This window comes from Paraburkholderia sp. CNPSo 3281, assembly GCF_024206515.1.
Taxonomy (GTDB): Bacteria; Pseudomonadota; Gammaproteobacteria; order Burkholderiales; family Burkholderiaceae; genus Paraburkholderia; species Paraburkholderia nodosa.
Window position 1 is genome coordinate 1 of the sequence record NZ_JAMBPS010000020.1, and the last position, 24,021, is coordinate 24,021.

The window sequence follows — 24,021 nt, forward strand, 5'->3', positions numbered from 1 at the left end:
ATGGCGTGCAGGGAGGAAGCATCCTGGCCGGCGTCGCCCGACACCATCAGATCGCGCTCGCTGAGCCAGTTACGGAAGCTCGCATCCCAGATCGAGGTACTGCCGATCACGGCCGTGTCGCCAACCAGGAACAGTTTGTCGTGCATGCGATGCGAAATCTCGACGAGATCGGATCGTGGATGGAAGATTCGGAGTTCAATGCCGGGAGCCACCTCGTGCAGGGCGACGATGAACTCGTCCTCGAACGGGCAGTGCGGCTCGGGGCCGATGCCGTCGATCAGCAGCTTGACCGGCACGCCTCGGCGCGCCGCCTCGACCAGATGACGCAACAGCAGGCCGCCGGTCTGATCGATTTCGAAGATGTAGGCGAGGATGCGGATCTGTTCGGTAGGCGTGGCACGGTCGACCAGCGCAATCCGCGACTGCATCAACTGACCGTCGTCAAGACTGGCGACCAGGTCGACACATTGCGCGCGGCCTTGCTGAGAAGAGGCAAACACGCATGCCAGAATGAGCGCCAGGCTTCTTGCTGTGGTCATGATGTAGCGAACTGGTTCGATGTGTCTCCGGCCCTACGTCCTCGAAGGTCTGGAAGGCTTTGTCGCGTAAGCGCGGTCAAGTAGCCCGCTGTTACTTCGAGAAGGTGAACAGAACGGCGAGCCCGAGATAGTTACCGTGGACAAGAGCGGCGCGAATCTGGCTGCACATTAAGCACGCAGTGGACAGGACATCCGCGCAGTTGAAAGAATGGCTTTTCAGAATGTCCGATTGTCGCCGATCTATGAGCACTGTTCCAACGACCGCTCATGGCCCAGAGCGTGTCAAAACGCCTGGCCAGAGGGAATTAACGAGATCTGCCTCGGCACAGGTGGCGGCATGTGAATTGTAGGAACGCTCACTACAAATCAAAGCCGTACAGATTACGAGGGCTCAACAATCCCGTGCGGGCATCACGCCCGCATCGCCGTCATAACCGTTTCCGGACCGAGTAGCTTGATCACCCCGCACGTGCAAGCTCATCTCCGTGCTCACCCGCTCGATAGTTTTTGTCTGGAAATGGGTTGCACCCATCCACGCCTCGATCGTCCCAAATGGATGCTCGACAGTCTGCCGTCGAATTCGCATCATCTCAGGGGCGTGGTCAAGTCGCGCCTGGATCTCATCCAGCACCCAGCGTGCCACGCGAAGTTGAGGGCCCGGCGTGCAGTCCCTTTTTAGCGAACATTGCTGGCAATTAGAACTCCAATACTTATTGAGTTTCAGGCCGTGCTCGACGGTCGAGAATCGCCAAATGAGCCGCTCGCCTGCCGGGCACCGATACTCGTTCGTATCTCCTCGCTCTTGTAGTAGCCGCGATTCGCAACTGCGGTGAGCTTGTCGATGCCCATCTCTGTACGGGCGAGCTTCGCCATCGACGTCAACTGATCACGATCAATGCCGTTATTGCTAACGACGTGCGCGACGATCTGTTCTGGCCTTCGCGATGGCAGGCTCCTGGCGATCCGCGTTTCCATCGCCTCGAGATAGCGGGCGATACTTGACTCGATGTCGCGCATGCGTCGTTCGAGCTTGGCGCTCGTGAAGTTGCGCTCGCGATGGGTTCACCGCCCTGACCTTGCACGATTGCAAGACAAGATTGCAGCCTTGAGGGAACAGATGCAGAGCCTCAAGGAGATCGAGGACAAGCTGAAAGAAGCCACCAGACGCACAGATATCGCTCACGGATCCGGATGCCCGTTGGATGAAGACCCGAGGAACCGGAGTCGTGGGCTACAACGTCCAGACGGCGGTTGACACGAAGCACCATCTGATCGTTCAAGGCGACGGCTGGATTGAATACGGTTCAGGTAACCGTAGATGTAGATCTTGAGCATCACCCCCGGATGATACGAAGGCCGACCCGTTAGCGCTGGCTCAACGCCTTCAAATCCGAGCTTGTGAAGATCCAGCTCATTGACAAAAACATCCACCACGGGTACCGGATTGGTGTCTGTCATGTAGTCATCAAGCGCTTCGGGCTTTCATCGTCCCAATGTCAGCTATCGGACGGCGAGCGGCCCGTCACACCGCGTGTGGGCTGCGGGGGTGTCCCGGTTTTGTTCGGCACATAGGGCGCGGGTACGCACGACTACAGCCGCACTTGACCGTAGTCGCACTGTAGAGCGCATGGCACGCTCAGCGGACCAACCGCTTCAACCCGCCAACCTCGTGATCGCTACCTGGCTGCCCGCTTGCTCCCGCAGACGAAACTTCTGGATTTTGCCTGTAGCGGTCTTGGGCAATTCCCCGAAAATCACGCGACGAGGGCATTTGAAATGCGCTAGCCACTCCCGGCAGAACAAGATGACATTCTGCTCCGTGATGTTGGAGGCGTCCGGCCTCAGTTCGACAAACGCACAGGGAGTCTCGCCCCATTTGTCATCCGGCTGAGCGACGACGGCCACGTTGAGCACGCCGGATATGCGATAGATGACCTCCTCCACTTCTACAGACGAGATATTTTCTCCCCCCGAGATGATGACGTCCTTGGAGCGGTCTGTGATCTGGATATAGCCGTCTGGGTGAACGACGGCAAGATCTCCGGTATGAAACCAACCGCCGGCGAAAGCTTTTGCCGTTGCGTCGGCATTCTTGAAGTATCCCATCATTACCGTATTCCCCCGGACCATGACCTCGCCGCAAGATTTGCTATCGGCTGGCACCGGTTCAAGCGTCGCAAGATCGGCCACCGACATGTTCTCGAACGCGGCCGCTCGTACACCTTGCCGTGCTTTCAATTTTCCTTGCTGCTCCGGCGGCAACGTATCCCACTCGTCGTGCCATGCACAGCTGATTGGCGTACCGGCAATCTCGGTGATTCCAAAGACGTGGTCGACGTCGAAACCCATTGCGCCAACGGCCTCGAGAACGGCCGCGGGCGCCGGCGAGCCCGCGGTAAGGACCCGCACACGACGCGGCAGCGGCTGCCGTTCCGATTCGGGCATGTTCGCGATGCCTGCGAGGACAATCGGTGCCGCACAAAAATGATCGACACCGTGTTCGGAGATGGCCGAAAGAATATTCGCGGCATTCACCTTGCGCAAACAGACGTGCGTTCCCGCTGCGGCCGTAATTGCCCATGTGAAGCACCAGCCGTTCGCGTGGAACATGGGAAGTGTCCACAGGTAAATCGGCGCACGGGGGAGCGGCCAGTTCGTCATCTGCAAGAGGCTCATCAGATACGTGCCCCGGTGGCTCGGAACGACGCCTTTCGGGTCGCCAGTGGTGCCCGAGGTGTAGTTCAAGGCGATCGGAGTCCACTCATCGGCCGGGCGGCGGCCCGCAAATGCCGGATCACCGCCCGCCAGCAGCGACTCGTAGTCAGTTTCCCCGATGGTGGGACCGTCAGGTGCTTCGTGATCGTTGATGTCTATCAAGCGCGGCGGATTGGGAACTGACTGCAACGCTTTCTCAACGAGCGGTGCAAATTCCCGGTCCACGAGCAGGAGTTTGCATTCTCCGTGGCGCAGAATGAATGCAATGCCCTCAGCATCAAGGCGGCAATTAATGGCATTGAGAACGGCCCCCGAGAGAGGGACGCCGAAGTGTGCCTCAAGCATGGCGGGGGTGTTCGGCGCAATGATCGACACCGTGTCGCCCGGTTCAATCCCCAATTGAACGAGCGCCGACGCGAAGCGATAGCAACGCTCGCGCGTTTTCGCCCACGTCTGGCGGAAGTCGCCATGAATGATCGCGGTTCGATTTGGATAAACGTCAGCGGTTCGATCGAGAAAGGTCAAGGGCGTCAATGGAACGTGGTTTGCCGCGTTCTTCTCAAGTCCTCGAGAATAGGCCGTTGCACTCATGACTTTGTCTCCATTTCATTCATTATAAAAAGTAGTGAAATCGCGTACCGGACTGCGCTCCGTTACCAGAGTGTTCTCGATGCAGCTGTGATCCGCATAACCCAGACTCATTCCGCACACCAACATGTGATTGTCGGGAATGGACAGTTCGTTGGCGATGACACGGTGGAACTTGTTGAAAGCCGCCTGCGGGCACGTATCGAGGCCCCGCGCCCGGGCGGCGATCATGACGCTTTGCAGGAACATGCCCGTGTCCAGCAGACTTCCTTCGCGCATGACCCGGTCAACCGTGAAAAACAGGCCCACGGGTGCATCAAAGAAGCGGTAGTTGCGACCGTGCTGGACGTGCATCCGCTCCTTGTCACCCTTCTCGATGCCCAGCAGGCCATACAGGTTCCAACCAACCTCACGCCGGCGATCCACATACGGTGCGATCCATTCGCGCGGGTAGTAATCATAGGGCTCGTCCAGGCCGGAGCTGCGAACGGGATCGTCATTGATTTCGTTGATGGCGGCAGACAGGCGGGACTTCATTGCGCCTGTCACGACATGCACATGCCAGGGCTGGATATTGACGCCGGTTGCGCTGAAGCGAGCCACGTCGAGGATGGCCTCGATTTGCTCGCGAGGAACCGGCGTGGGCAGGAAAGCACGAACGCTGCGCCGCGTTACCAGCGCCCAATCGACGGCTCGGGCCACGTCGGCAAACGAGTTCAAGGGAGGAGGAGATAGACGGTTCATTTCGATGCCGGCATTGAAAGTTGCTTTGCACTGAGCCATGTGGCGTTTGTTGAGGGTGGAGTTCATACAAGCCGCGCTATTCGTGAAAATCTCGGCCATAAAGCTGCGTATGGCAGAAACATTGCCGCCTTGTGGCGCCGGGATCGACCGTTGCCGTCGCGCTGTAACCAGTGTCAGGCGGACACAGCTGACAATCCATGTCCATCAACTTCAACCTGAATGAGGTCACCGAACACCCGCTTTCCGGCGTCGCGCCATTAGGGGCAGCCCGCGAATTTGTCAGGCGACGACACCGATTTCCAGTTGGAGAAATCGGTTCTCAGGAGAACGACCATATCGGGCCAACTTGCATCGGTTTGCCGGTGCGAGCCACAACCGGGGATGATCCGCATCGATCAGCTCCGCGCGATGGTCGAGCCGCATGCCGTATAACGGAGGTATCTGGAATGCGATGACCCCGGTCAGTGTGGCGGCGAACTGGATGCCGTAGCGCTTCGTTGATGACGTGATGCTGTGCATCGGGCCGGAACATATGCGCCCAGTCGCGTCAGCGCTCGCAATTCCGCGCGGATTCTGAACCGGGTCAACCTCTCGTCTCCATATTTGTATTGCTACCGCAATGCGCTGCTCATCGAGGGCAATATCTCCTCCCCCCGCTGATTCGGTGACGCGTTGGCGAGAAACCTGCTGCCCAAATAAGCGATAACACTTCACTTATTTTTCGGCGGTGAGCAAGGGCGGGGCTTTCGTGGAGCCGGCTCCGGTTACTCTGTGGAACCGGGCGCGAGGCTTGTCTGATCTGCGGTGCAGAACGCACTGCAGTGTCACCCCGGCTGGGACGCCAATCCATGCCCGCCGACCTCAGTTTGCATGAGGTGCGTGGACACGCTGGGCTTTCGTTCTGCTTCGTGTGTTGGCTGCCCCATCACCCCGAGAATTCAAGTGAGGATGGGTGGAATGCCGCTTCGGCGCTGCCCGTCTATTTGCGATTCATCGGTTGCACGGTTTTGCGTTGGCTTGCCTCGGCAGCGATGCTTTCGCCCAACGCTCGTCTGGAAACGAGGATCGAGCCTTTCGACCGCTCAGACGTACAAGCAAGTCGGAGCGCTCCAATTCCGCTATGACAACAGTACGAGTTCTAATGTTAAGAGTTCGCCCTGCCGTGGCGGTACATCCCCGGGCTGGCCCCCGTCCACTTCCTGAAGGCCCTGTGAAAAGCACTGGTTTCCTGAAATCCTGTCCGTGCAGCGACTTCGGCGACCGTGAGAGAACTGCTGGAAAACAAGTCGATTGCGATGTCACGGCGCAATTCGTCTTTCAGTTGCCGGTAGTTCGTGCCTTCGGCCAGCAGGCGGCGTTGCAGCGTGGCCGCGGATAGATTCAGTAACCGCGATAGCGCGTCGAGGTCCGGCCAGTCGTCGGGGGCCTGGTTTCTTAGTCGGCGCCTGACCAGGGCCGTAGTGCTCGATTCATTGCGATACTTGACCAGGATATTGGCTGGTGCTTTCTCCAGGAATACACGCAGGCTCGCTTCCGTCCCGGACAGTTTGAGGCCGAGGAAACTGCGATCGAAGCGGATCAGGGTCTCCTCTGCGGAGAACGTCACATCCTCGCAGAAGCGCATGCGGTAGTCGCTGTCATCGATTGGTGCGGACGCGCGAAACCTCATCTCCACCAGTGGAATCCGTCTGCGCGCGAGCCAGCATGCAAGACCGTGCACGAGGATGAACCACGTGCCGTAGGCAAAGAGCCGGCGTGTCCGCCCATCGTCATGCAGGATGATCAGTGCATGCTCGCCTTCGCAGCGCAACTCCCCGTGAATGTCGTCGAGAACGGCACGCAGGAACTTCAGCATGCGACGCAGCGCGTGTTCCAGATTGTCCGCATGCAGCACCGCGTGACACATCAGCGCGTAACTACCCCGGCGCAGTGCGTGGCTGTCGAGACCAAAGAACTCGTCGTCCATCAAGTCGGCCAGAGCCGCCCACAGGCGCGAAAAGGCCAACGCCGGCACACGCGCTCTCGGCGCATTCAACAAATCTGACGCGATTCCAGCGTGCTGGAGGACGGCCGACACATCAAGATTGCGTTGTGTTGCCACGAGAATTGCCTCACGTACCAGGCTGATAGACGTTGTGCCCTTGTCTTGAGCGTCATTCATGGTCAGGCTCACCCACGGAAAGTGTACTGATGTTAATCGCTGCCGGGCGCAAGTGGAACCGGCTACCCGACTTTGCGCGGGCAGTCATCGGCCAAAGAGCGCTGGCGGGCGACCCACGCCTCGCCCCAATATGTCCGAAGGGCCCACGCACGAAGAGGTCTATGGGCATGTGCGCACGCTCGCCTGCCGCTTACCATGGCCACTCAGTTCATCGTCGCGAGTGTGGCTTTGTTGTCCGAGGTCATACAGCATGGCGGTCATATCACATGACCCATGCAAGGGGCATCCGTTGCTCTGGAATCCAGAGCTTCCGGCGAAGCACAGGCCGGTCCGTTGCGCGTCCGGGTGGTTACTTTTGGGAGACAGCAGTGCAGATTCAACATAGAGGATTCGTCGTCACGGGTGGGGGCTCAGGGCTGGGCGCCGCCACGGCGCGCCGTCTGGTGGCGGGCGGCGCCTCGGTGCTCCTTGTAGACCTGGACCAGGACGCCGGTACTGCGCTGGCGGCGGAACTCGGCGGCAATGCCCACTTCGCCAAGGCTGACATATCGGACGCAACGGGCGCCGAGCGTGCGTTGAACGCTTTTTGCGACACCTTCGGTGGGTTGCACGGACTGGTCAATTGCGCAGGCGTTGCCCCCGCCGAGAAAGTGCTCGGACGCGAAGGCCCGCACCGGCTGGAGAGTTTCGCGCGCACCGTTCAGGTCAATCTGGTCGGCGCTTTCAACATGGTACGGCTGGCCGCAGCCTGCATGGCCAGGAACATGCCCGAGGCTGATGGCGAGCGCGGGGTGATCATCAATACTGCTTCAGTCGCCGCCTTCGATGGCCAGATTGGGCAAGCGGGCTATGCTGCGTCCAAAGGCGGTGTCGTCGCGATGACGCTGCCTATCGCGCGGGAATTGGCCCGCGATGGCATTCGCGTGCTTGCGGTCGCGCCAGGAATCATGGAGACGCCGATGCTCAAAGGCATGCCCACCGAGGTACAAGACGCCCTTGGCAAGATGGTCCCCTTTCCCGCGCGCCTTGGTCGGCCAGAAGAATTCGCGGGCCTTGTGGTGCACATCCTCGAAAACACCTACCTCAACGGCGAGGTGATTCGCCTTGATGGCGGCATCCGTATGGCGGCAAGGTGAACTCGGCGTCTGGAGTGCACGTCATTGTTCCGGCTACCGCCTTGCTTGAGTTCGGCGAATCGCCGAATCCGGAAGGGCTCAGATGACCTGTGGACTGCCAAACTTTCCCCACACCTTGCAACGCCGCCGCGCGGCGGCGGATGGAGACTCGCATGCCTATCTCTTCGACTTCAGATGATCCCGTCGTAATCGTCGGTGCCGCCCGCACGGCGCTAGGCGGCTTTCAGGGCGACCTTGCGTCGCTGACGGCTCCGCAACTCGGCGCCAGCGCCATCCGTGCCGCATTCGATCGCGCAGGGCTGCAGCCAGAGGCGGTAGACGAGATACTCATGGGTTGCGTGCTGCCCGCCGGCCTCGGGCAGGCACCCGCACGCCAGGCGGCGCTGAGAGCCGGTTTGCCGCTTTCGGCGGGGTGCACCACGATCAATAAGGTCTGCGGCTCGGGTATGAAGGCAACGATGCTTGCACACGATCTGCTGCTGACTGGGAGTCAACAGGTGATCGTGGCCGGTGGCATGGAATCCATGAGCAACGCGCCCTACCTGTTGCCCAAGGCCCGCTCGGGCCAGCGCATGGGACACGGCCAGGTACTGGACCACATGTTCTTCGACGGCCTGGAGGATCACTACAGCCTCGCCTCCCGTGGCCGTCTTATGGGCACCTTCGCCGAGGACTGCGCGCGCCACTTCGGTTTCACGCGCGATGCACAGGACGCCTTTGCTTCCACCTCGACGCTGCGCGCGCAACAGGCGCAGCGTGACGGCTGGTTGCGGTGGGAGATCACGCCGGTGGCGGTGCCGGGCCGCAGTGGCGAGAAACTCGTCGACGAGGACGAGGCGCCAGCGAAAGCAGAACTAGCCAAAATTCCCAGCCTCAAACCCGCCTTTGGAAAGGACGGCACAGTCACGGCGGCGAGTTCGGCCTCGATCGCCGATGGTGCAGCGGCCGTGGTGCTGATGCGCCAGTCCACCGCGCACGAGCGTGGTTTAGCACCGCTGGCCGTTATCCGCGGGCACGCCACACAGGCTCAGGATCCGGCCTGGTTTACCACTGCGCCCGTGGGTGCGATCCAGAAGCTGCTAGCCAAGGTGGGGTGGCAGGCGGCCGATGTAGACCTGTGGGAAATCAACGAGGCATTTGCCGTGGTCGTGATGGCCGCAATGCGCGAGCTGTCGCTTCCGCACGAGCGCGTGAACGTGCATGGTGGTGCTTGCGCGCTGGGTCACCCGATCGGCGCGACGGGCGCGCGCCTGGTCGTGACGCTCCTGAGCGCACTCCGCCAGCGCGGCGAGACGCGAGGCGTCGCGAGTCTGTGCATCGGTGGTGGTGAGGCCACGGCGCTTGCAATTGAGATCGTCTAAGCAACATGATCGGTGCTTCGGGAACACCTTGAACCCACCGCTCGCGCAGCATATCGGGATTGAATTCGCTCTCAAGAGTTGCTTGAGCCGCTCGCCGACAAGCTCAGCGCGGCACTTGGCGCGTCGCGCGCAGCGGTCCACGCGGGCTACTTGCCGAAGAGGTTGGCCAGACCCGCAAGATCGTCGCGCCGCAACCGTACATCGCTGTGGGCGTCTCGGGCGCGATCCAGCACCTTGCGGGCATGATGGACTCGAAGGTGATCGTGGCGGTCACGAGGACGAAGAAGCGCCGATCTTCGGCGGGGCCGACTACGTGCTCGACGGCGATCCGTTCGCGCTCGTACCGGACTTCGTGGATGCAGTTTGATTGCGCTCGAGTTGCAACTCCTGGATTTTGAATTCGCTGGAGTATGCCGATGGTTGCACGGGAAAGATCGCTCCGTGACGTCGTTCAAACGTGAATACTCCTCATCACGCAGGAAATTCTCTTGCCGCATCTGCGTACGGCTCGAGTATTTGACCACCACACAATGAGCGGCCGCTCTCTCGGCAGTAACTGCCGTTCGAATGAACTTCTGAGCGCGCTGGTGAACGTCGCCTCCTGGCCGCACTGTGTCGCCCGATCGACTGTGGCGGTCGTCACCGAGTTCGATAAAACTGCCTCGCAGGCACGACAGGTGCGCTACTCGAATGGACCGGATCCGCACGACGGTACTGAACCTGCTAACTGCTCTCGTAGGCATTGCGACGCCAGGTGCCGGAGTCGGCTGGCTCGTCTATACCTGGTTCGTTGATCTCGAAGTGCCTTACTTTGCAATCCCACTCGTGCTGTGCGTGCCGGTGATCGCGGCGGTCGCATTTCGCAACTGCTGGATTGATGTGAACACGCCGGTGTGTCGCTCCCGACGCGCTCGAGTCGGCGCGCCGTTGCACTCGCCGCGCGTATGCCGTCACCGGCGGCTCTGAAACACCCCTTTCCGTTTCACCTCCAACACCTCCGTTGATCCCGTCGCTGCTGCAACCCAGCGGCAACGCTGCGTTCGTTCGGCCGCCCGAAGCCCCGCGTCCAGCCCGCTTCATTGCTCTTGCGCTGACGACTCTTCGCTCGCCTTTCGATTCGCAACGAGCGCGAGCCTCGTCGCGCAGTCCCGCTGCTTGTCCTCGCCATGCCCATGTCCGCGACCACGCCAGACCGGTCCGCGAAACGGCCGCCCAAGGAAATCTACAAATATCGTTAAGTGCCTGTTTTTTAAGAACGTTCTGATAGGGCTGGCCGTCCCCGCTCGACATAATCATCTGGGTCCCATAAGGGCACCTTCCGGATGAGCGCGCATCGCTCGTCGCTATCTGCGGCGAGACGGCAAGCAGACATTCGGCGAGAGCAGCCAGGTCACGGCAGGTGCCCAGGCTGCACAAAACAGTTACTTTTTCTGGAAATACCAAGTGATGAAACTCAAGCTTCTCTCCATCCTGGTCGCCACTGGGGCAGCTCTGATGGCGCAAGGCGCATTCGCCGCCGACGGCACGATCCAGTTCACCGGCAACATCACCGCGCAGACCTGCACGATCAACGGCAACGGCTCGGGCAGCAACAACTTCACGGTGGCACTGCCCACCGTGTCGGCGTCGACGCTTGCCACGGCGGGCCAGACCGCGGGCCGCACGCCGTTCAACATCGCGCTCAGCGCCTGTACGCCGAATAGCGGCAACGTGCACACGTACTTCGAGGCAGGTCCGACGGTCAACGCCGCCACCGGCCACCTCGTCCTGAACGCCGGCGGCGCGACAAACGTCGAAATCGGCCTGCAAAACAGCAACTTTACGAACATTGCGCTCGGCGCAGCCGATGCTTCGCAGAATTCGCTGCCTGTCGCCATCAACAACGGTTCGGCCACGCTGAACTACTACGCGCAGTACGTGGCAACCGCCGCGGCAACGGCCGGTGCGGCGGATTCGAGCGTGATGTACACGATCGCCTACCAGTAATCGTGTCGCTGGGCGAGGCGAGGCAGGTCATCGCGCCTCGCCTTGCCTTGCCGCTCGCTGCTCGCTACTCGCCGTACCGCTTCCCGCTTTAGCCCCGCTTACCTAACGATGAAAGCCAACCGCGTACTCAAGGCGCTCGTCGCCGCTGCTTTCGCTGCCGTCTCGCTGGCAGCGAGCACCAACAGTCATGCCTCCGTGGTGCTCGCCGGCACGCGAGTGATCTACAACCAGCGCGAGCCGGAAGTCACGCTCAAGCTGTCCAATGTCGGCCAGTCTCCCGCACTGGTGCAGGTCTGGATCGACAAGGGCGATCCCAAGGCCATGCCCTCCACGATCGAGGTGCCGTTCACGATCACGCCGCCCATCGCACGGATCGATCCCGGCAAGGGGCAGACGTTGCGCATCATCTATACGGGCGAACCGCTCGCCACCGATCACGAATCGGTGTTCTGGCTGAACGTCCTCGAGATTCCGCCCAGGCCGACCGGCGACGCAGCCGATATCAACAAGCTGCAACTGGCATTCCGCTCGCGCATCAAGCTGTTTTTCCGTCCCGAGGCACTGAAGGCCGATCCTCAGCAGGCGGCTGAGCAGATGACCTGGCGCCTCGTCGCGGACCACGGGAAGAACGCGTTGCAGGTCAGCAATCCGTCGCAGTATCACGTGTCGTTGACGGGCGCGGAGCTCCAGGACGGCGCCAGCAAGGCCACCCTCGCCGACGGCGCGATGATCGCCCCGGGCGAAACCGCCAGTTTGCCGCTGGCCGGCAGCGTGAGCGGCTCGGCGGCGGCGAAGGTCCGCTACCACGTCCTCAACGACTACGGCGGCAACGTCGATGGCGAAGCGCCGTTACTGCAGGGTCCGGCGCCGGCGCTGTCCCGTATGGCGGCCCCTGCCGCGCCCTGAGCCGGCGTCCCCACCGGTCGCACGGCAGGCAGGAGCCAGCGCGATCGCAAGCGCCTCATCGAGAGGCCGATCCCCCAGCTAAAAGTGGTGCGCGTGCCGCGTGCGAGCGGCAGGGATCCGCTTTCGTAGTGAGAAATGTCGCCATGAATGTTAGAAATGCTTATCGTCTATCGGGGCTGCGTCTGCGACCCCTATGCGCATGCGTGCTGTACAGTCTCTCCGCGGGCCACTTCGCCTGCGCAGCGGGCGAGCCCGCCAAGGTCGCGCAAGTCCAGTTCAACGACACCTTCCTGAACCAGTTCGGGCCTTCCTCGGTCGATATCAGCCGCTTCGACAAGGGCAACGTTTCGCTGCCCGGCCAGTATCGCGCCGATCTGTTCGTCAACGAGGCCTGGCTCGGCCGTGCCGAAGTGAGCCTGAAGCAGATGGAAGGGGAGCGCGTCGAGCCCTGCTTCGATCGCGTGCTGCTCGAACGCATGGGCATCGACCTCACGCGTCTGCCGCACGATAAGGCCGCGTTGCTCGAAGGCGGCAGCGATGCGTGCGCGCCATTGTCCTCGCTCATCGACGCCGCGGCAGCCACGTTCGACAGCAGCGAGCTCCGGCTCGACGTCAGCATTCCGCAGGCGGCGCTGAGCCGCCGCGCGCGGGGCTATGTGGATCCGCGCTACTGGGACGACGGCGTGCCGGCCGCGATCCTTCAATACAACGGCAATATCTACCATGCCCAGGCCAGCGGCGCGTCCTCCACGCAGAGCTATCTCGGGCTGAACGCTGGGGTCAACGTCGGCGCCTGGCGCTTTCGTCACAACGGCAGCCTGACCAACAGCAATCAGACCGGCACGCACTATCAGAGCATCCAGACCAGCCTGCAACGGGCGATAGCGCCCCTGAAGAGTCAGCTGGTCGTGGGCGATGCCTTCACGGATGGCGCGATGTTCGACAGTGTCGGCTTTCGCGGCGTGCAGCTCGCCACCGACGACCGCATGTACCCGGAATCGCAGCGCGGCTATGCGCCGACCATCCGCGGCATCGCGCGCAGCAACGCGCTCGTGCAGGTCACGCAGAACGGCAACGTGCTGTACGAAACGAACGTCGCGCCCGGGCCTTTCGAAATCGACGATCTCTACGCGACCGGTTACGGCGGCAACCTGCAGGTCGTCGTGACCGAGGCGGACGGCTCGCAAAGCATCTCGGTGGTGCCGTTTGCCGCAGCCGTGAACGCGCTGCGGCCGGGCATCACGCGTTTCAGCATCACGGCGGGCCAGTATCGCGACGCCGTGTTGTCCGCCCACCCGGGGCTTGCACAGGCCACCGTGCAGCACGGTTTCACGAACCTGCTGACCGGCTATGGCGGCGTGACGATCGCCGAGGGTTATGCGGCGGCCGTGATCGGCACCGCCCTGAACACGCCGATCGGCGCGTTCGGCCTCGATCTCACGCAGTCGAGCGCGTCGCTCGGCAGCCAGCCGTCGCGCAGCGGGCAGAGCCTGCGCCTGAGCTACAGCAAGCTGATCGCGCCGACCAACACGGACGTCGCGGTGGCCGCGTATCGCTACTCGAGCAGCGGCTACCTGAGCCTGCGCGACGCCATGTCCCTGCGCGAGACCGGCAACGCGGCCGGGAGCTTCTACGGTGGAGGCATCCAGCGCAACAGCCTGCAAGTTACCGTGAACCAGAGTCTGCCGCCGGGCTACGGCGCGTTCTATCTCACCGGCTCGACGCAGGACTACTGGAACCGCTCGGGCACCGACACGCAGTTTCAGGCGGGCTACAACAACAGCTTCAGGCGCCTCAGCTACAACGTGTCGGTGTCGCGTCAATACATGCTGACCTCGCGACAGTGGGACAACCGGTTCATGCTCACGGTGGGCATTCCGCTCGGCACGGGCGCCCATGCGCCGTACTCGTCGACCAGCCTGCAAACCGGCTCCGATCACACGACGAACCTGCAGACCTCGGTCACCGGCACCGCGGGCGTCGACAACGCCTTCAGCTACGGCGTGAATGCCGGCTATACGGGCGGCGGCAATACGCGCGACGTGACGAACGCGGGCGGCAACGTGGCATACCGCTCGCCGGTCACCACGGTGACGGCGAGCGCGTCTACGGGCACCGGCTACAACCAGACGGGCGGGGGCCTTTCGGGTGGCATCGTCGCCTATGGGGGCGGCGTGGCGTTCACGCCGGCGATGGGCGAGACCATCGCGATCGTCGAAGCCCGCGATGCCGCCGGCGCGCGCGTGACCGCCGGCAGCGGCCTGCGCGTCGATCCGTGGGGCCATGCGATCGTGACGAATCTGACGCCGTTCGCGAGCAACGAGATCGAGATCGACCCGAAGGGCCTGCCGGTCAGCGTCGAACTGAAGTCTACGATGCAGCGCGTCGCACCGACCTCGGGTGCCGTTGTCCGGGCGAAGTTCGAGACCGACAATCCCGGCGCCTCGCTGATCATCAAGGCCCGCATGGCCGATGGCACAGCGGTGCCGTTCGGCGCGCAGGTCCACGATGCGGCGGGCAACGTCGTCGGCACGGTGGCGCAGGGCGGACGCATCGTGGTGCGCGGGCTCAAGTCGGGGGAGGGCGATCTCACGGTGCAGGTGAACGATGCCGCAAACAAGGCGTGTCAGTTGCACTACGTGCTGCCCAAGGCGGCGCTGGCCAATGTGAGCGTCTGGTCGACGATCGAAGCGGTATGCGATGGCGTTCATCTGCTTGCGAACGCGCACTGATGGCGGGTCGTTCGCGAACGGCGCCCCCGCCGTCCTCTGGACAGGGCCTCGGGCGTTGCGAGCGGCGGCCTCCGATGCTCCTCTGGGTTTGCAGCGCACTGGCGGCACCGCACGAGCGGCTTCCTTGTCCCGGTGCAGCCGCCTCGAGTCTCCGGACACGCACCTCGTGCCCGTGCGGACACCCCTTCAATAACGGCGTGAGGCCACCATGCAATTCGATGATTCAAGGAAGACAACGATGATGTTCTGGATGCTTCGATGCGTGCGACGCCGTCTTGGTGCGGCGCTCCTCGTTGCGGCAGGTGCGCTGACGAGCAGCATGGCGTATGCGGCGGTTTGCACGGCCAACGTCACTGCGCTCAACCTGACCCTGCCGACCGGCACCTACACGATTCCTCGCGATGCGCCCGTCGGCACACAATTGACGCCGTTCACCGCGTTTCCGACCGGCGCGCCGTATTCGAACCTCTGGACCTGTAACGTGCCCGCGAACACCTGGGCGGGGCCGGCCACCATGGCCGTGGGCCTGACCGATACGGGGACGACGTTCACGGCGCCGAGCGGTGTCGTGTATCGGGTCTACAAGACGAATCTGGCCGGCGTGGGCATCGTACTCGGCGTCGAAAACTTTGTCGCCTCGGCGTGGTTCCCGCCTGGCTGGGGGATCCCTCTGAGCTGGCATCAAGGCAATAGCTGGCAGAGCGGCGGCCAGGCGCAAGGCGCGATTTTCGGCGTATCGGCTACCTTTGCGTACGTGAAGACCGGCCCCATGCAGGGCGGCACGACCAACGTAAGCGGACTCGTGGCGCAGACGGCGATGCAGATCGGCAGTTCCTACGAGAACGTCACCAACATCGTCGTCTCGGGCAATGCGACCTTCGTGGTGGCAGCGTGCACGACGCCCGATGTGGCCGTCGACCTCGGCTCGCATCGCTCGTCGGAGTTTCGCGGTCCGGGCAGCTATAGCAGCGCGACTGGCTTCAATATCCCGCTCAATAACTGTCCGGTGGGCATGAACAGCATCACCTACCAGATCGATGCGACCACGAACCTGATCAGCAGCGCGGCTTCCGTGGTGGCGCTCGACGGCGGTTCGACCGCCACGGGAATCGGCGTGCAATTACTCGACGCAGCGGGCAACACTTTCCCGCTCGCCACGTCGACGGCCTTTAGCGCCTACCGCGGCAGCACAGGCGGCAGCTATGTGATTCCGATGAAGGCGCGCTACTACCAGAGCGGCGCGGGCGTCGGTCCCGGCACGGCCAATACGTCGTTGACGTTCACCATGACCTATCGTTAGCGCGCCGAGAACGGGCGCCCGCGCGCAAGCGGCCCGGGGCGCGGCGCGTCATCGGCCGCGGTACGCCCCGCTCAGCGTTTCGGGCATAGCCGCTTCATTGCTTCGAAGAAAACGAATAGGACCGCCGATATCGAGACTGCCCCGGCCGCGCCCAGCAATGCGGCGCAGCTGGCTCGTCTAGCGCAAACCCCGTGACCGGCGCGCGTGACTCACGGCTGCCACGAGGCCGTATCTGCGGACCTTTTCATAAAGCGTACTTTTGGCGATGCCCAGCTGATTCGCTGCCTGCGTGAGATTGCCGGCGTGGCGATCGAGCGCCCGGCGGATCGTTTCGGCTTCGGTCATTCGCAGCGATGCCTCCGCGCCTTGTTCCGATGTGCCTGCAGCGCCTGGCGCGCCGCACTCGACTGGCACCACAGGCGCGCGAACCTCCGCGGGTAATGTCTCCACGCTGATCGTCGGGCCGTGGGTTAGCAGGAGGGCGCCTTCGATCGCGTTGCGCAGCTCGCGCACGTTGCCCGGCCACGAATAATCGAGCAGACAGGCATAGGCCTCATCGTCGAACGATCTGTCCTGCAAACCGTAAGATGCGCACATATGCTCGAGCCAGTATGCAATGAGGGCAGGCAGATCTTCTGTACGCTCACGCAGACTCGGAATCGACACAGTCGTCACCGCAATGCGGTAGAACAGGTCCATGCGGAACGTGCCCTTGCCAATGGCATCCTTCAGGTCGCGATGGGTTGCGGCGACGAGCCGGAAGTTGACCTTGCGCGGCGTGTTCTCGCCTAGCCGGTATATTTCGTTTTCCTCCAGAACGCGCAGCAGATGCGGCTGAATGTCGAGCGGCATTTCGCCGATCTCGTCGAGAAACAGCGTGCCGCCGTTGGCCGCTTCGATCTTGCCCGCTGCTCCCGACTTTCGCGCCCCGGTAAAAGCACCTTCGGCATAGCCGAACAGTTCGCTCGCAAGCAGGTCTTTCGAGAGTCCGCCGCAGTTCAGTGCGACGAATGGCCCGTTTGCCCGTTCGCTGGCCTGGTGGATGCCTTGCGCGAAGAGCTCCTTGCCCACGCCTGTCTCGCCGAGCAACAGGACAGGGACCTTCGAGGGCGCGAGCTGGCGCGCCTTGTCGACGGCCGCGCGCAATACGCGGCTGTCTCCGACAATGCGCCCGAAGCCGCGGGTCGCGACGTGATGTGGCTCGCGTTCGCGGGCAACCGGTTTTGCGCCGCGAACGGCGGGGGCGCCGGGGATCACGATCATGAAACCCACGACACCGTCTTCGCGCAGTATTTCGACATGGGCATGCCGCAGCCAGGCCGGTGCTGCGGCCGAAGCGACGGTGCCTGACCTGGTGTCCAGTCCCGGCAGCATGAAGCTGGCGTCGAGCTGCACGTCGAAACCGAGTCGCCGCAGCGCGGGCACGATCTGGGCATTCGCCTTGACGAGACGCCCCTGCTCGTCAACGATGAGTACCCCGTCCGGGCCGTTGGTACCCAGGTGTGACGCGCACAGGTCCAGCACGCGCAAACGCCGCTGCATGGCATCCTTGGCAAGCCGGCTTTCGATGCGCCCCGCGAGCGACACGGTCAGCGCAAGCGTGTAGCGGCTGTAGGTGTCCGCGAGTCCCGAGACATCGATCACGCCCAGCACGTGGCCATGGAACGGATCGCGGATGACGGTTGCCGAGCAGGTCCAGCGCTTGATGCCGGCGCAGAAGTGCTCTGCGCCGTGAATCTGCACGGGCTGCCCCAGTGCGAGTGCAGTCCCGATCGCGTTGGTGCCGCAGTTGAGCTCGGTCCAGTTGCAGCCGGGCACGAGCCCGACCTCACGCGCGGGCTCGATGATCCGCATGTCGCCTTCGTGCTTCAGGACGATGCCGTCCGGGTCGGCAAGCAGCATGACCGTACCGGTCTGCGTCAGCAACTCGCGGATTTGCTGCATGAGCGGCAGACTTGCGCTGATCAGACGATTGCTGGCGCCTTGCCACTGCATCAGCTGGTCTTCGCCGAGCGGCGGCGGTGCGCGATCCGCTGCCGGGTTGACCTGCCCCAGGAGGCAGCGCTGCCACGAATCGTCGACGACGCCGCGCACCTCGGTCGAGTGCCATTCGTCGCCGCCCACCCGATGCTCCCATGCCGTCATGATGCCGGCGTCGTGCTGGGGACTGGAAAACCAGTCCATGGGCGTGCCTGTCTGTTGCATACCTGTCTCCTGGCAGTTCGCGTTTGCAGCAAACCGTGAGGCCGTTGCAACCGGCCTCTTTTTTCATTCCAGTCTTGCCCGGCAGGACCGGCCGGGCTCGTTGCTGGGTATCGTACTCCGATCCGGCGCCATGACCGGCTCGCAATCTATCCCGTACAAGCAATGCGTGCGCCAGCCGGCCCCCGGCGGGCCTCGTGGTGCATGCCGCTAGCGCAATCGGGCGAGTCGGCTTCAACTGGTTGAGCGAAAGCGCGACCGGAAACACGCCGGCTGTCCGGAAATCGAACGGCCGGAAAACGAACGCCCCGCTTCGCGCTGTGCGAAAGCGGGGCACACCGGCGTCAAGGCGCGCCGGTCGGTTCGAACATCAGCCTAATCGACCCGCTCGGGGACCGGCAGCTTGACCCATTCGGCGTAGAACGCGTCGATGTCGGGCTCGAAGTCATGGACGACCGGATACCACGGCGTAGGCGCCTCCACGTCATGCATCGCTGCGCACGTGGGGCAGTAGTATTCGCGGTACACCTGCCATTGTGTATCGGGCGCCATCAACCGCGGATAGACCTCGTCCATGGCTTCGTCGGAATCGCGTACGAAGATGTTGGCGTGCAGCTTCCAGTTTTCCCGGTAGTCGCAGAACACGTGGCCGCAGTCGCACTGCGTGACCCATTTCTTCGTCGCCCATTGCTGCACGATGTACAGGTGCGGCCCGAGCGGCAGCACAATGCGGTCCTTCCAGCCGAGCCTGGCCTGCAGCGACTCGACGTACATCTGAAACCGCTCGCCGTCCTTGGGCATCGACAGCATGCGCAGCGTCGTGTCCCAGTCGAGCTTGCCGTCGACCAGATTCCTGATCTGTTCCCTGGTGTAGGTGGACATGGCGTTTCCTCCTCGAATTCCTTGATGGTTGCGCGAAAGCCGGCGGACTTACTCTTCGACCAGCACGACGGTCTTGACGTCGGGCATCTTCGAGAGGTCCATGCGGAATTTCGAGCCGTAGGTCGGTACGTCGAGCTCGTCTTCAGTGAGCGTCCACGAGTCCGGCAGATCCCAGAACGCCCGGAACTGCTGCTCGAACTTCGTCGAAAGCCCGAAGCTCGTTGCGAACATGTGCTGCACCTGGGGCGCGGCGTGTTTGAGCACGATGCGCTCGCGTTCGCTTTTCATCCATTCGCGCGTGGGTTGCGAACGGGCCAGGCGCTCATTGCGGATCGCGACACGCTGCAGCGCAGTTGCTTTTGCGTCGACGGTCCAGAGTCCGTTGGCATCCTTCGTCGCGACGGCGCCGTACACCTTCTGCGCGTATTCGGGCAAGAGCAAGGCACTGTTCAGATCCCGTTCGACGGCTTCGGGCTCGCGATCGAGCGGGTCGCCAAAGCCGGGGCCGCCGCGCAGATAGTTGAGGTAAAGATCGTAGTTGCTGTAGCAGTCCTCCGTGGTCATGCACTGATGATCGCGCTTGATGATGGCGCCCGCGTTCAGGTGATTCTCGTAGTCCGGGAAATCGGGGTTGGCATCGCCGCCGAGCGGCAGGCTTTCGCCCAGTGCGATGCGCTCCTTCAGGCCGGTGCGGTGCGCCTCGAAGCGGTAGCCGGTGGCGCTCGGGTAGCCGCCCATGAGCCCCCAATCGCTGTTCATGTAGCCGTTGCCCATGAAGAACATGGTCCAGTCCTGCGCCTTCCACACCATGCGCAGCGTTTCGAAACCGCACCCGCCGCGATACTTGCCGTAGCCGCCTGAGTTCGTCTTGATGTTGCGGCCGAGGTAGAGCAGCGGTTCCGCCATCTCCCAGATCTCGATATCGCCCATGTCGCCTTCGGGATTCCAGATCGCGGCGGCATGACTGAGGCCGTCCTTGACTGCGCAGGCACCCGTGCCGCACGACGAAGCCTCGAAGCTGTTGACGGCATGGATGTCGCCATCCTGGTTGATGCCGCCGCCCTGCAGCCAGTTCGACGTGTTGGCGTTGCCGGCGTTGACTTCCTCGAGATAGCCGCGGCTGAAGTAGGCCTGCGAGAGACCTCGCCACAGCGCGCTCCAGCCCGAAACCAGGAAGTGCCAGGCATAGGCGTGACCCGTGCGGCGGTCGTCCGGATTCATCCACGCGCCCTTGGGCAGATGGAACTCGGTGCCGAAATACGCGCCGTCGTTGATGCGCTGCGTGGGGACGAGTGTTTGCGTCATCATGACCCAGATGCCGCTCGTGAACGCGACCTGGTGCGCGTTGTACGAGTGCCAGCCCCAGCGGCTCGCGCCCTCGAAGTCGAGCCGCCACGTACCGTCCTTGCGGATTTCCATCTCCACGGGCGAGTGCATGATCGAGTCGAGTTTCGCGAACGCCGACGAGGTCTGCACATCGGGATGGTTGTACGGCACGTCGACGAAGGCGACCTTGCGATACTTGCCCGGCAGCGTCATCGCCTTGATGCGGGTCTGCAGACCCCTGCGTCCTTCCTCGATCACTTCATAGGCAAACTTATCGTACGCATCGAGCCCTTCCTCTTCGATCACTTCTTCGATCAGGTTGCGGATCATGTGGCAGCCGGCAATGCGCGTGCGTTCGTCGAGAATCCAGTACTTCGGTGTGCGTACCGAACGCTGGCTCTCGTGGAGCCAGTCGCGCAGCGGTGTGTCGTTCACGCCGGTCTTTCGGCACGTGATCATGTAGCCGTCGCCGAAGCGCTGCACCTGGCCTGTCGACATCGATCCCGGTGTCACTGCGCCCGTGTCGATCACGTGGGTCACGCCGCCCACCCAGCCGACCAGCTTGCCGTGCGAAAAGATAGGCACGATCGTCGCGATGTCGCACGGATGGACGTTGCCGATCGAGCAGTCGTTGTTGGTGAACATGTCACCGGGATGAATGCCGGGATTCGCTTCCCAGTTATTTTCGATCATGTACTTGATCGCCGCGCCCATCGTGCCGACGTGGATGATGATGCCGGTGGAGGTCAGCACGCAGTCGCCCGCAGCGTTGTAAAGCGTGAAGCACAGTTCGCCTTCCTGCTCGACGATCGGGCTTGCCGCGATCTTCTTCGCGGTTTCGCGCGCATGGACGAGGCCGCCGCGCAGCTTCGAAAACATCTTTTCGTAGCGGATCGGATCGCGCTCGCGCAATTCGAGCCGCTCAAGCCCGTTGTAATGGCCCGTTTGACCGGTGCGCGCGAGGATGCCGTCGCGGAACTGCTTGAGGGTCTGGCCGTTCTTGAGGAGGTCGGCGAAGCCAACTTCCTGGCTGGATAGCATGTTCATTGCGTGTCTCCTTGCTGGACTTCCCTGAGATGGAAGAGGCGATGCTTGTCGAGCGTGGTCGCGAAACCTTTCGGAACGACGAAGGTTGTCGCGTCGGATTCGATGATGGCCGGGCCGGTGATCTCGTTGCCGGGCTTGAGCGCCTCCATCTTCCACAGGACGGCGTCATGCCATTGCTTGTTGCGATAGAGCCTGCGCACGCCGGTTCGCGCCTCGGCCGGCGGCAAGGCGCCGCCTTCCGCGTCCTCGGGGAGCACGGGCTTTTGCGTGATCACCATGCCGCGCATGATGGCGCCGGTGACAGAGAAGCCAAGCTCGGGCGAACGCGCCGAACTGGCATAGACGCGGCCGTAGGTGTCCTCGAATGCCGCGACGATGCGGTCCCAGTCCCCTGCCTGCGCGGCGCTGGCGATGGGCGATTCGATCTCGAGGTCGTTGAGCTGCCCCATGTACTGCATGCGAAAACCCGGGCGCAGGATCACGTCCTGGTCGCTGAAGCCATTGATGCGGAATTCTTCGACCACCTTGGCGGCGAGTTCTGACCACGCCTTCTGGATGGTTTGTGCGGCGAGGACCTTGTTGTCGTCGCTGGCGAGTTGCGGCAGCGCCAGATCGACACTCTTGTCATACCGATACTCGAAATCCGCGCACGCGCAGCCGAATGCCGAGAAGCCGGCGGCCCACGCGGGCACCACGACATCCTTGAAACCGAGCCCTTCGGTGTAGCCGTACGTGTGGACCGGGCCCGCGCCGCCATACGAAAAGCAGACGAACTCCGTCGGGTTGTAGCCTTTCGCGCTGACGTTCGAGCGCAGGTACTCGCGCAGTTGCAGGTCCAGCAACTCGATTACGCCAGCGGCCGCATCTTCGACAGAGAGCCCGAGCGGACCGGCGATCTGCGCCTTGATGTGCTCGCGCGCGCGGTCGACATCGAGCTTGATCTGGCCGCCGAGGAAGTTGTCAGGGTTCAGATAGCCCAGCACCACATGGCAGTCGGAGACCGACACGGTCGCGAGCCCGCTCTGCGGCCAGCAGGTGCCGACGCGATAACCGGCGCTGTCCGGGCCGAGCTTGATCGCGCCGCTATAGGGATCGAGTCGCACGAAACTGCCCGCGCCGGCGCCCACTGAATCCATCGTGACGAGCGGGAGCGACAGCACGAGGCGAGCCATGTCCGGATCCGATGCGATCGCGAAGTTGCCCTTCGTGATGAGCGCCATGTCGAACGACGTGCCGCCGATATCCGAGCATGCGATGTTGTCGTAGCCGAGGGCCTCGCCGAGCAGCTTCGAGCCGATCACCCCGCCGATCGGGCCCGAGACGATCGTGCGCGCGAGTTCTTTCGCCTTCCAGCTGATCGTGCCGCCGTGGGTCGCCATGACCCGCAGGTCGAATTTCGCACCGTGCTTGCGGAAGCGGTCGCTGACCTTTTGAAGCGTCTGCCGCGACGGCTCGGCTGCATAGGCCTCGAGCACGGTCGTATTCATCCGGTGGCTTTCCTTGCGCTGCGGATAGTAGTCGACCGAGGCGAACACCGGGATGTCCGCGCCGATCGCCTTCAGTTCCTCGCGCACGATGTCGCGCGCCAGGCGCTCGCTCGTAGCGTTCTTGTGTGACTGCAGGAGACAGATCACGATGGCCTTCGCGCCCGCTGCGACCAGTTCGCGCGTCGCCTGCCGCACTTCGGCGTCGCGTACGGGAATGACGATTTCACCCTGGACGTCGGTGCGCTCGGTGACGCCGCGCGTACGCGAGAGCGGCACGAGCGGCTCGTCATAGCGGTGCGTGTTCAGATGAATCCGCTCTTCGAGCGCATAGCCGAGGTAGCTCTGGATCGCGCGGCCCATCGAGTGCACGTGCTCGAAGCCTTTATTCACGAGCAGCCCGACGTCGAGCCCCTTGCGCTGCACGACGCGATTGAGCATGGCCGTGCCGGAGTACACGCAGGTCACGAGTTCGGGATAGACGGCGTCGACGTCGCGCTGCCAGTGCGCGAGCGCGTCCTGCGACGAGTTGAAGATCGCGAATGATTCGTCCTCAGGGTTGCTCTGCGCCTTGCCGACGACGAATCGCCCATCGGCGCGCACGAAGAAGGTGTCGGTCATCGTGCCGCCGGCGTCGATGCCCAACACCTGGACTTGCGAAAGCCCTTCCATGGTTTCGTCTCCAATGATTGAAGTAGTCACGAGCCGCGTTGCTCACGTTTGACCGAATGCATCGCATGCGATGTGGCGGCTCGCGCTCGTCTCTGCAACAGCCATGCCATTGGCGGGCAATCCAGACCAGAGCCCCGCGTGACAAGGCCGCGCGAGCAGAGCCAGGCGCAAGGGCGGGGAGGCGGTGCGTCCAGAACAGCAGCTCGACGGCCGGTTTTCAGCCTTGACCGGCGATCGAAT

Annotated in this window: 15 protein-coding genes and 6 pseudogenes; 10 read left to right on the forward strand and 11 right to left on the reverse strand. The window is 62.8% G+C overall.

The genetic code is table 11. The features are described 5' to 3' along the window. On the reverse strand, positions 1 to 539 hold a 539-nt coding region (locus tag M3I56_RS20180), incomplete at its 3' end, for a phospholipase D-like domain-containing protein (protein ID WP_254355510.1). 83 nt (positions 540 to 622) lie between these two features. On the opposite strand from M3I56_RS20180, the pseudogene M3I56_RS20185 reads away from it, so the two are divergent. After that, positions 623 to 705 (forward strand): annotated as a pseudogene (locus M3I56_RS20185) (IS6 family transposase); the annotation flags it as partial. Positions 706 to 1,005: 300 nt separating this feature from the next. Here M3I56_RS20185 and M3I56_RS41680 read toward each other — a convergent pair. Next, positions 1,006 to 1,598: pseudogene (locus tag M3I56_RS41680) on the reverse strand (transposase); the annotation flags it as partial. Between the two features lie 22 nt (positions 1,599 to 1,620). Here M3I56_RS41680 and M3I56_RS20200 point away from each other — a divergent pair. Beyond that, positions 1,621 to 1,816, forward strand: a pseudogene (locus tag M3I56_RS20200) (IS5/IS1182 family transposase); the annotation flags it as partial. Between the two features lie 37 nt (positions 1,817 to 1,853). Here M3I56_RS20200 and M3I56_RS41400 read toward each other — a convergent pair. The 5 genes and pseudogenes from M3I56_RS41400 to M3I56_RS20220 all read right to left on the reverse strand — a co-directional run. Then, positions 1,854 to 1,997: pseudogene (locus M3I56_RS41400) on the reverse strand (IS5/IS1182 family transposase); the annotation flags it as partial. 195 nt (positions 1,998 to 2,192) lie between these two features. After that, positions 2,193 to 3,845, reverse strand: coding sequence for an AMP-binding protein (locus M3I56_RS20205; protein ID WP_254355512.1), 1,653 nt, complete (start codon positions 3,843 to 3,845; stop codon positions 2,193 to 2,195). A 15-nt stretch (positions 3,846 to 3,860) separates the two neighbouring features. Beyond that, on the reverse strand, positions 3,861 to 4,625 hold the full coding sequence (locus M3I56_RS20210) for a nitroreductase (protein ID WP_254355590.1): 765 nt from the start codon (positions 4,623 to 4,625) through the stop codon (positions 3,861 to 3,863). Positions 4,626 to 4,865: 240 nt separating this feature from the next. Then, positions 4,866 to 5,105 carry a hypothetical protein gene (locus tag M3I56_RS20215; protein ID WP_254355513.1) on the reverse strand — a complete coding sequence of 80 codons (240 nt, stop codon included), beginning with the start codon at positions 5,103 to 5,105 and terminating at the stop codon, positions 4,866 to 4,868. A 625-nt stretch (positions 5,106 to 5,730) separates the two neighbouring features. Then, a complete protein-coding gene (locus M3I56_RS20220) occupies positions 5,731 to 6,747 on the reverse strand; it encodes an AraC family transcriptional regulator (RefSeq protein WP_254355514.1) in 1,017 nt (338 codons plus the stop codon). Between the two features lie 368 nt (positions 6,748 to 7,115). Between M3I56_RS20220 and M3I56_RS20225 the strand changes: the two genes are divergently transcribed. From M3I56_RS20225 to M3I56_RS20260, 8 genes and pseudogenes are all read left to right on the forward strand, one after another. After that, on the forward strand, positions 7,116 to 7,883 hold the full coding sequence (locus M3I56_RS20225) for a 3-hydroxyacyl-CoA dehydrogenase (protein ID WP_254355515.1): 768 nt from the start codon (positions 7,116 to 7,118) through the stop codon (positions 7,881 to 7,883). Positions 7,884 to 8,035: 152 nt separating this feature from the next. Continuing rightward, positions 8,036 to 9,244, forward strand: a complete 1,209-nt coding sequence (locus M3I56_RS20230; protein ID WP_254355516.1) for an acetyl-CoA C-acyltransferase — start codon at positions 8,036 to 8,038, stop codon at positions 9,242 to 9,244. Between the two features lie 75 nt (positions 9,245 to 9,319). Then, positions 9,320 to 9,611 (forward strand): annotated as a pseudogene (locus M3I56_RS20235) (FAD-binding protein); the annotation flags it as partial. Between the two features lie 323 nt (positions 9,612 to 9,934). Then, a pseudogene (locus M3I56_RS20240) lies at positions 9,935 to 10,117 on the forward strand (hypothetical protein); the annotation flags it as partial. A gap of 573 nt (positions 10,118 to 10,690) precedes the next feature. Next, positions 10,691 to 11,230 (forward strand): fimbrial protein, encoded by a 540-nt coding sequence (locus M3I56_RS20245; RefSeq protein ID WP_302056924.1) that lies wholly within the window; start codon positions 10,691 to 10,693, stop codon positions 11,228 to 11,230. Positions 11,231 to 11,338: 108 nt separating this feature from the next. Next, positions 11,339 to 12,136, forward strand: a complete 798-nt coding sequence (locus M3I56_RS20250; protein ID WP_254355517.1) for a fimbria/pilus periplasmic chaperone — start codon at positions 11,339 to 11,341, stop codon at positions 12,134 to 12,136. A 143-nt stretch (positions 12,137 to 12,279) separates the two neighbouring features. Continuing rightward, positions 12,280 to 14,868, forward strand: a complete 2,589-nt coding sequence (locus M3I56_RS20255; RefSeq protein WP_254355518.1) for a fimbria/pilus outer membrane usher protein — start codon at positions 12,280 to 12,282, stop codon at positions 14,866 to 14,868. A gap of 238 nt (positions 14,869 to 15,106) precedes the next feature. Then, entirely contained in the window at positions 15,107 to 16,168 is a 1,062-nt protein-coding gene (locus M3I56_RS20260) for a fimbrial protein (RefSeq protein WP_254355519.1), read from the forward strand. Between the two features lie 177 nt (positions 16,169 to 16,345). On the opposite strand, the gene M3I56_RS20265 is transcribed toward M3I56_RS20260, so the two are convergent. From M3I56_RS20265 to M3I56_RS20280, 4 genes are all read right to left on the reverse strand, one after another. Next, complete coding sequence (locus M3I56_RS20265) at positions 16,346 to 18,373, reverse strand: sigma-54-dependent Fis family transcriptional regulator (protein WP_254355520.1); 2,028 nt, start codon at positions 18,371 to 18,373, stop codon at positions 16,346 to 16,348. 372 nt (positions 18,374 to 18,745) lie between these two features. Then, positions 18,746 to 19,252 (reverse strand): acetone carboxylase subunit gamma, encoded by a 507-nt coding sequence (locus tag M3I56_RS20270; protein WP_254355521.1) that lies wholly within the window; start codon positions 19,250 to 19,252, stop codon positions 18,746 to 18,748. A 48-nt stretch (positions 19,253 to 19,300) separates the two neighbouring features. Then, entirely contained in the window at positions 19,301 to 21,625 is a 2,325-nt protein-coding gene (locus M3I56_RS20275; RefSeq protein ID WP_254355522.1) for a hydantoinase B/oxoprolinase family protein, read from the reverse strand. After that, positions 21,622 to 23,781, reverse strand: coding sequence for a hydantoinase/oxoprolinase family protein (locus M3I56_RS20280; RefSeq protein ID WP_254355592.1), 2,160 nt, complete (start codon positions 23,779 to 23,781; stop codon positions 21,622 to 21,624). Before M3I56_RS20280 ends, M3I56_RS20275 begins: the two co-directional genes overlap by 4 nt. Positions 23,782 to 24,021 lie beyond the last annotated feature (240 nt).

Excerpts from the sequence above, each read along its gene's own strand:
- M3I56_RS20250 (WP_254355517.1), top strand. The coding sequence starts at position 11,339 with ATGAAAGCCAACCGCGTACTCAAGGCGCTCGTCGCCGCTGCTTTCGCT.
- M3I56_RS20245 (WP_302056924.1), top strand. The coding sequence starts at position 10,691 with ATGAAACTCAAGCTTCTCTCCATCCTGGTCGCCACTGGGGCAGCTCTG.
- M3I56_RS20210 (WP_254355590.1), bottom strand. The coding sequence starts at position 4,625 with ATGGCTCAGTGCAAAGCAACTTTCAATGCCGGCATCGAAATGAACCGT.
- M3I56_RS20280 (WP_254355592.1), bottom strand. The coding sequence starts at position 23,781 with ATGGAAGGGCTTTCGCAAGTCCAGGTGTTGGGCATCGACGCCGGCGGC.
- M3I56_RS20220 (WP_254355514.1), bottom strand. The coding sequence starts at position 6,747 with ATGAATGACGCTCAAGACAAGGGCACAACGTCTATCAGCCTGGTACGT.
- M3I56_RS20215 (WP_254355513.1), bottom strand. The coding sequence starts at position 5,105 with ATGCACAGCATCACGTCATCAACGAAGCGCTACGGCATCCAGTTCGCC.
- M3I56_RS20255 (WP_254355518.1), top strand. The coding sequence starts at position 12,280 with ATGAATGTTAGAAATGCTTATCGTCTATCGGGGCTGCGTCTGCGACCC.
- M3I56_RS20265 (WP_254355520.1), bottom strand. The coding sequence starts at position 18,373 with ATGCAACAGACAGGCACGCCCATGGACTGGTTTTCCAGTCCCCAGCAC.
- M3I56_RS20205 (WP_254355512.1), bottom strand. The coding sequence starts at position 3,845 with ATGAGTGCAACGGCCTATTCTCGAGGACTTGAGAAGAACGCGGCAAAC.
- M3I56_RS20275 (WP_254355522.1), bottom strand. The coding sequence starts at position 21,625 with ATGAACATGCTATCCAGCCAGGAAGTTGGCTTCGCCGACCTCCTCAAG.
- M3I56_RS20270 (WP_254355521.1), bottom strand. The coding sequence starts at position 19,252 with ATGTCCACCTACACCAGGGAACAGATCAGGAATCTGGTCGACGGCAAG.
- M3I56_RS20230 (WP_254355516.1), top strand. The coding sequence starts at position 8,036 with ATGCCTATCTCTTCGACTTCAGATGATCCCGTCGTAATCGTCGGTGCC.
- M3I56_RS20260 (WP_254355519.1), top strand. The coding sequence starts at position 15,107 with ATGATGTTCTGGATGCTTCGATGCGTGCGACGCCGTCTTGGTGCGGCG.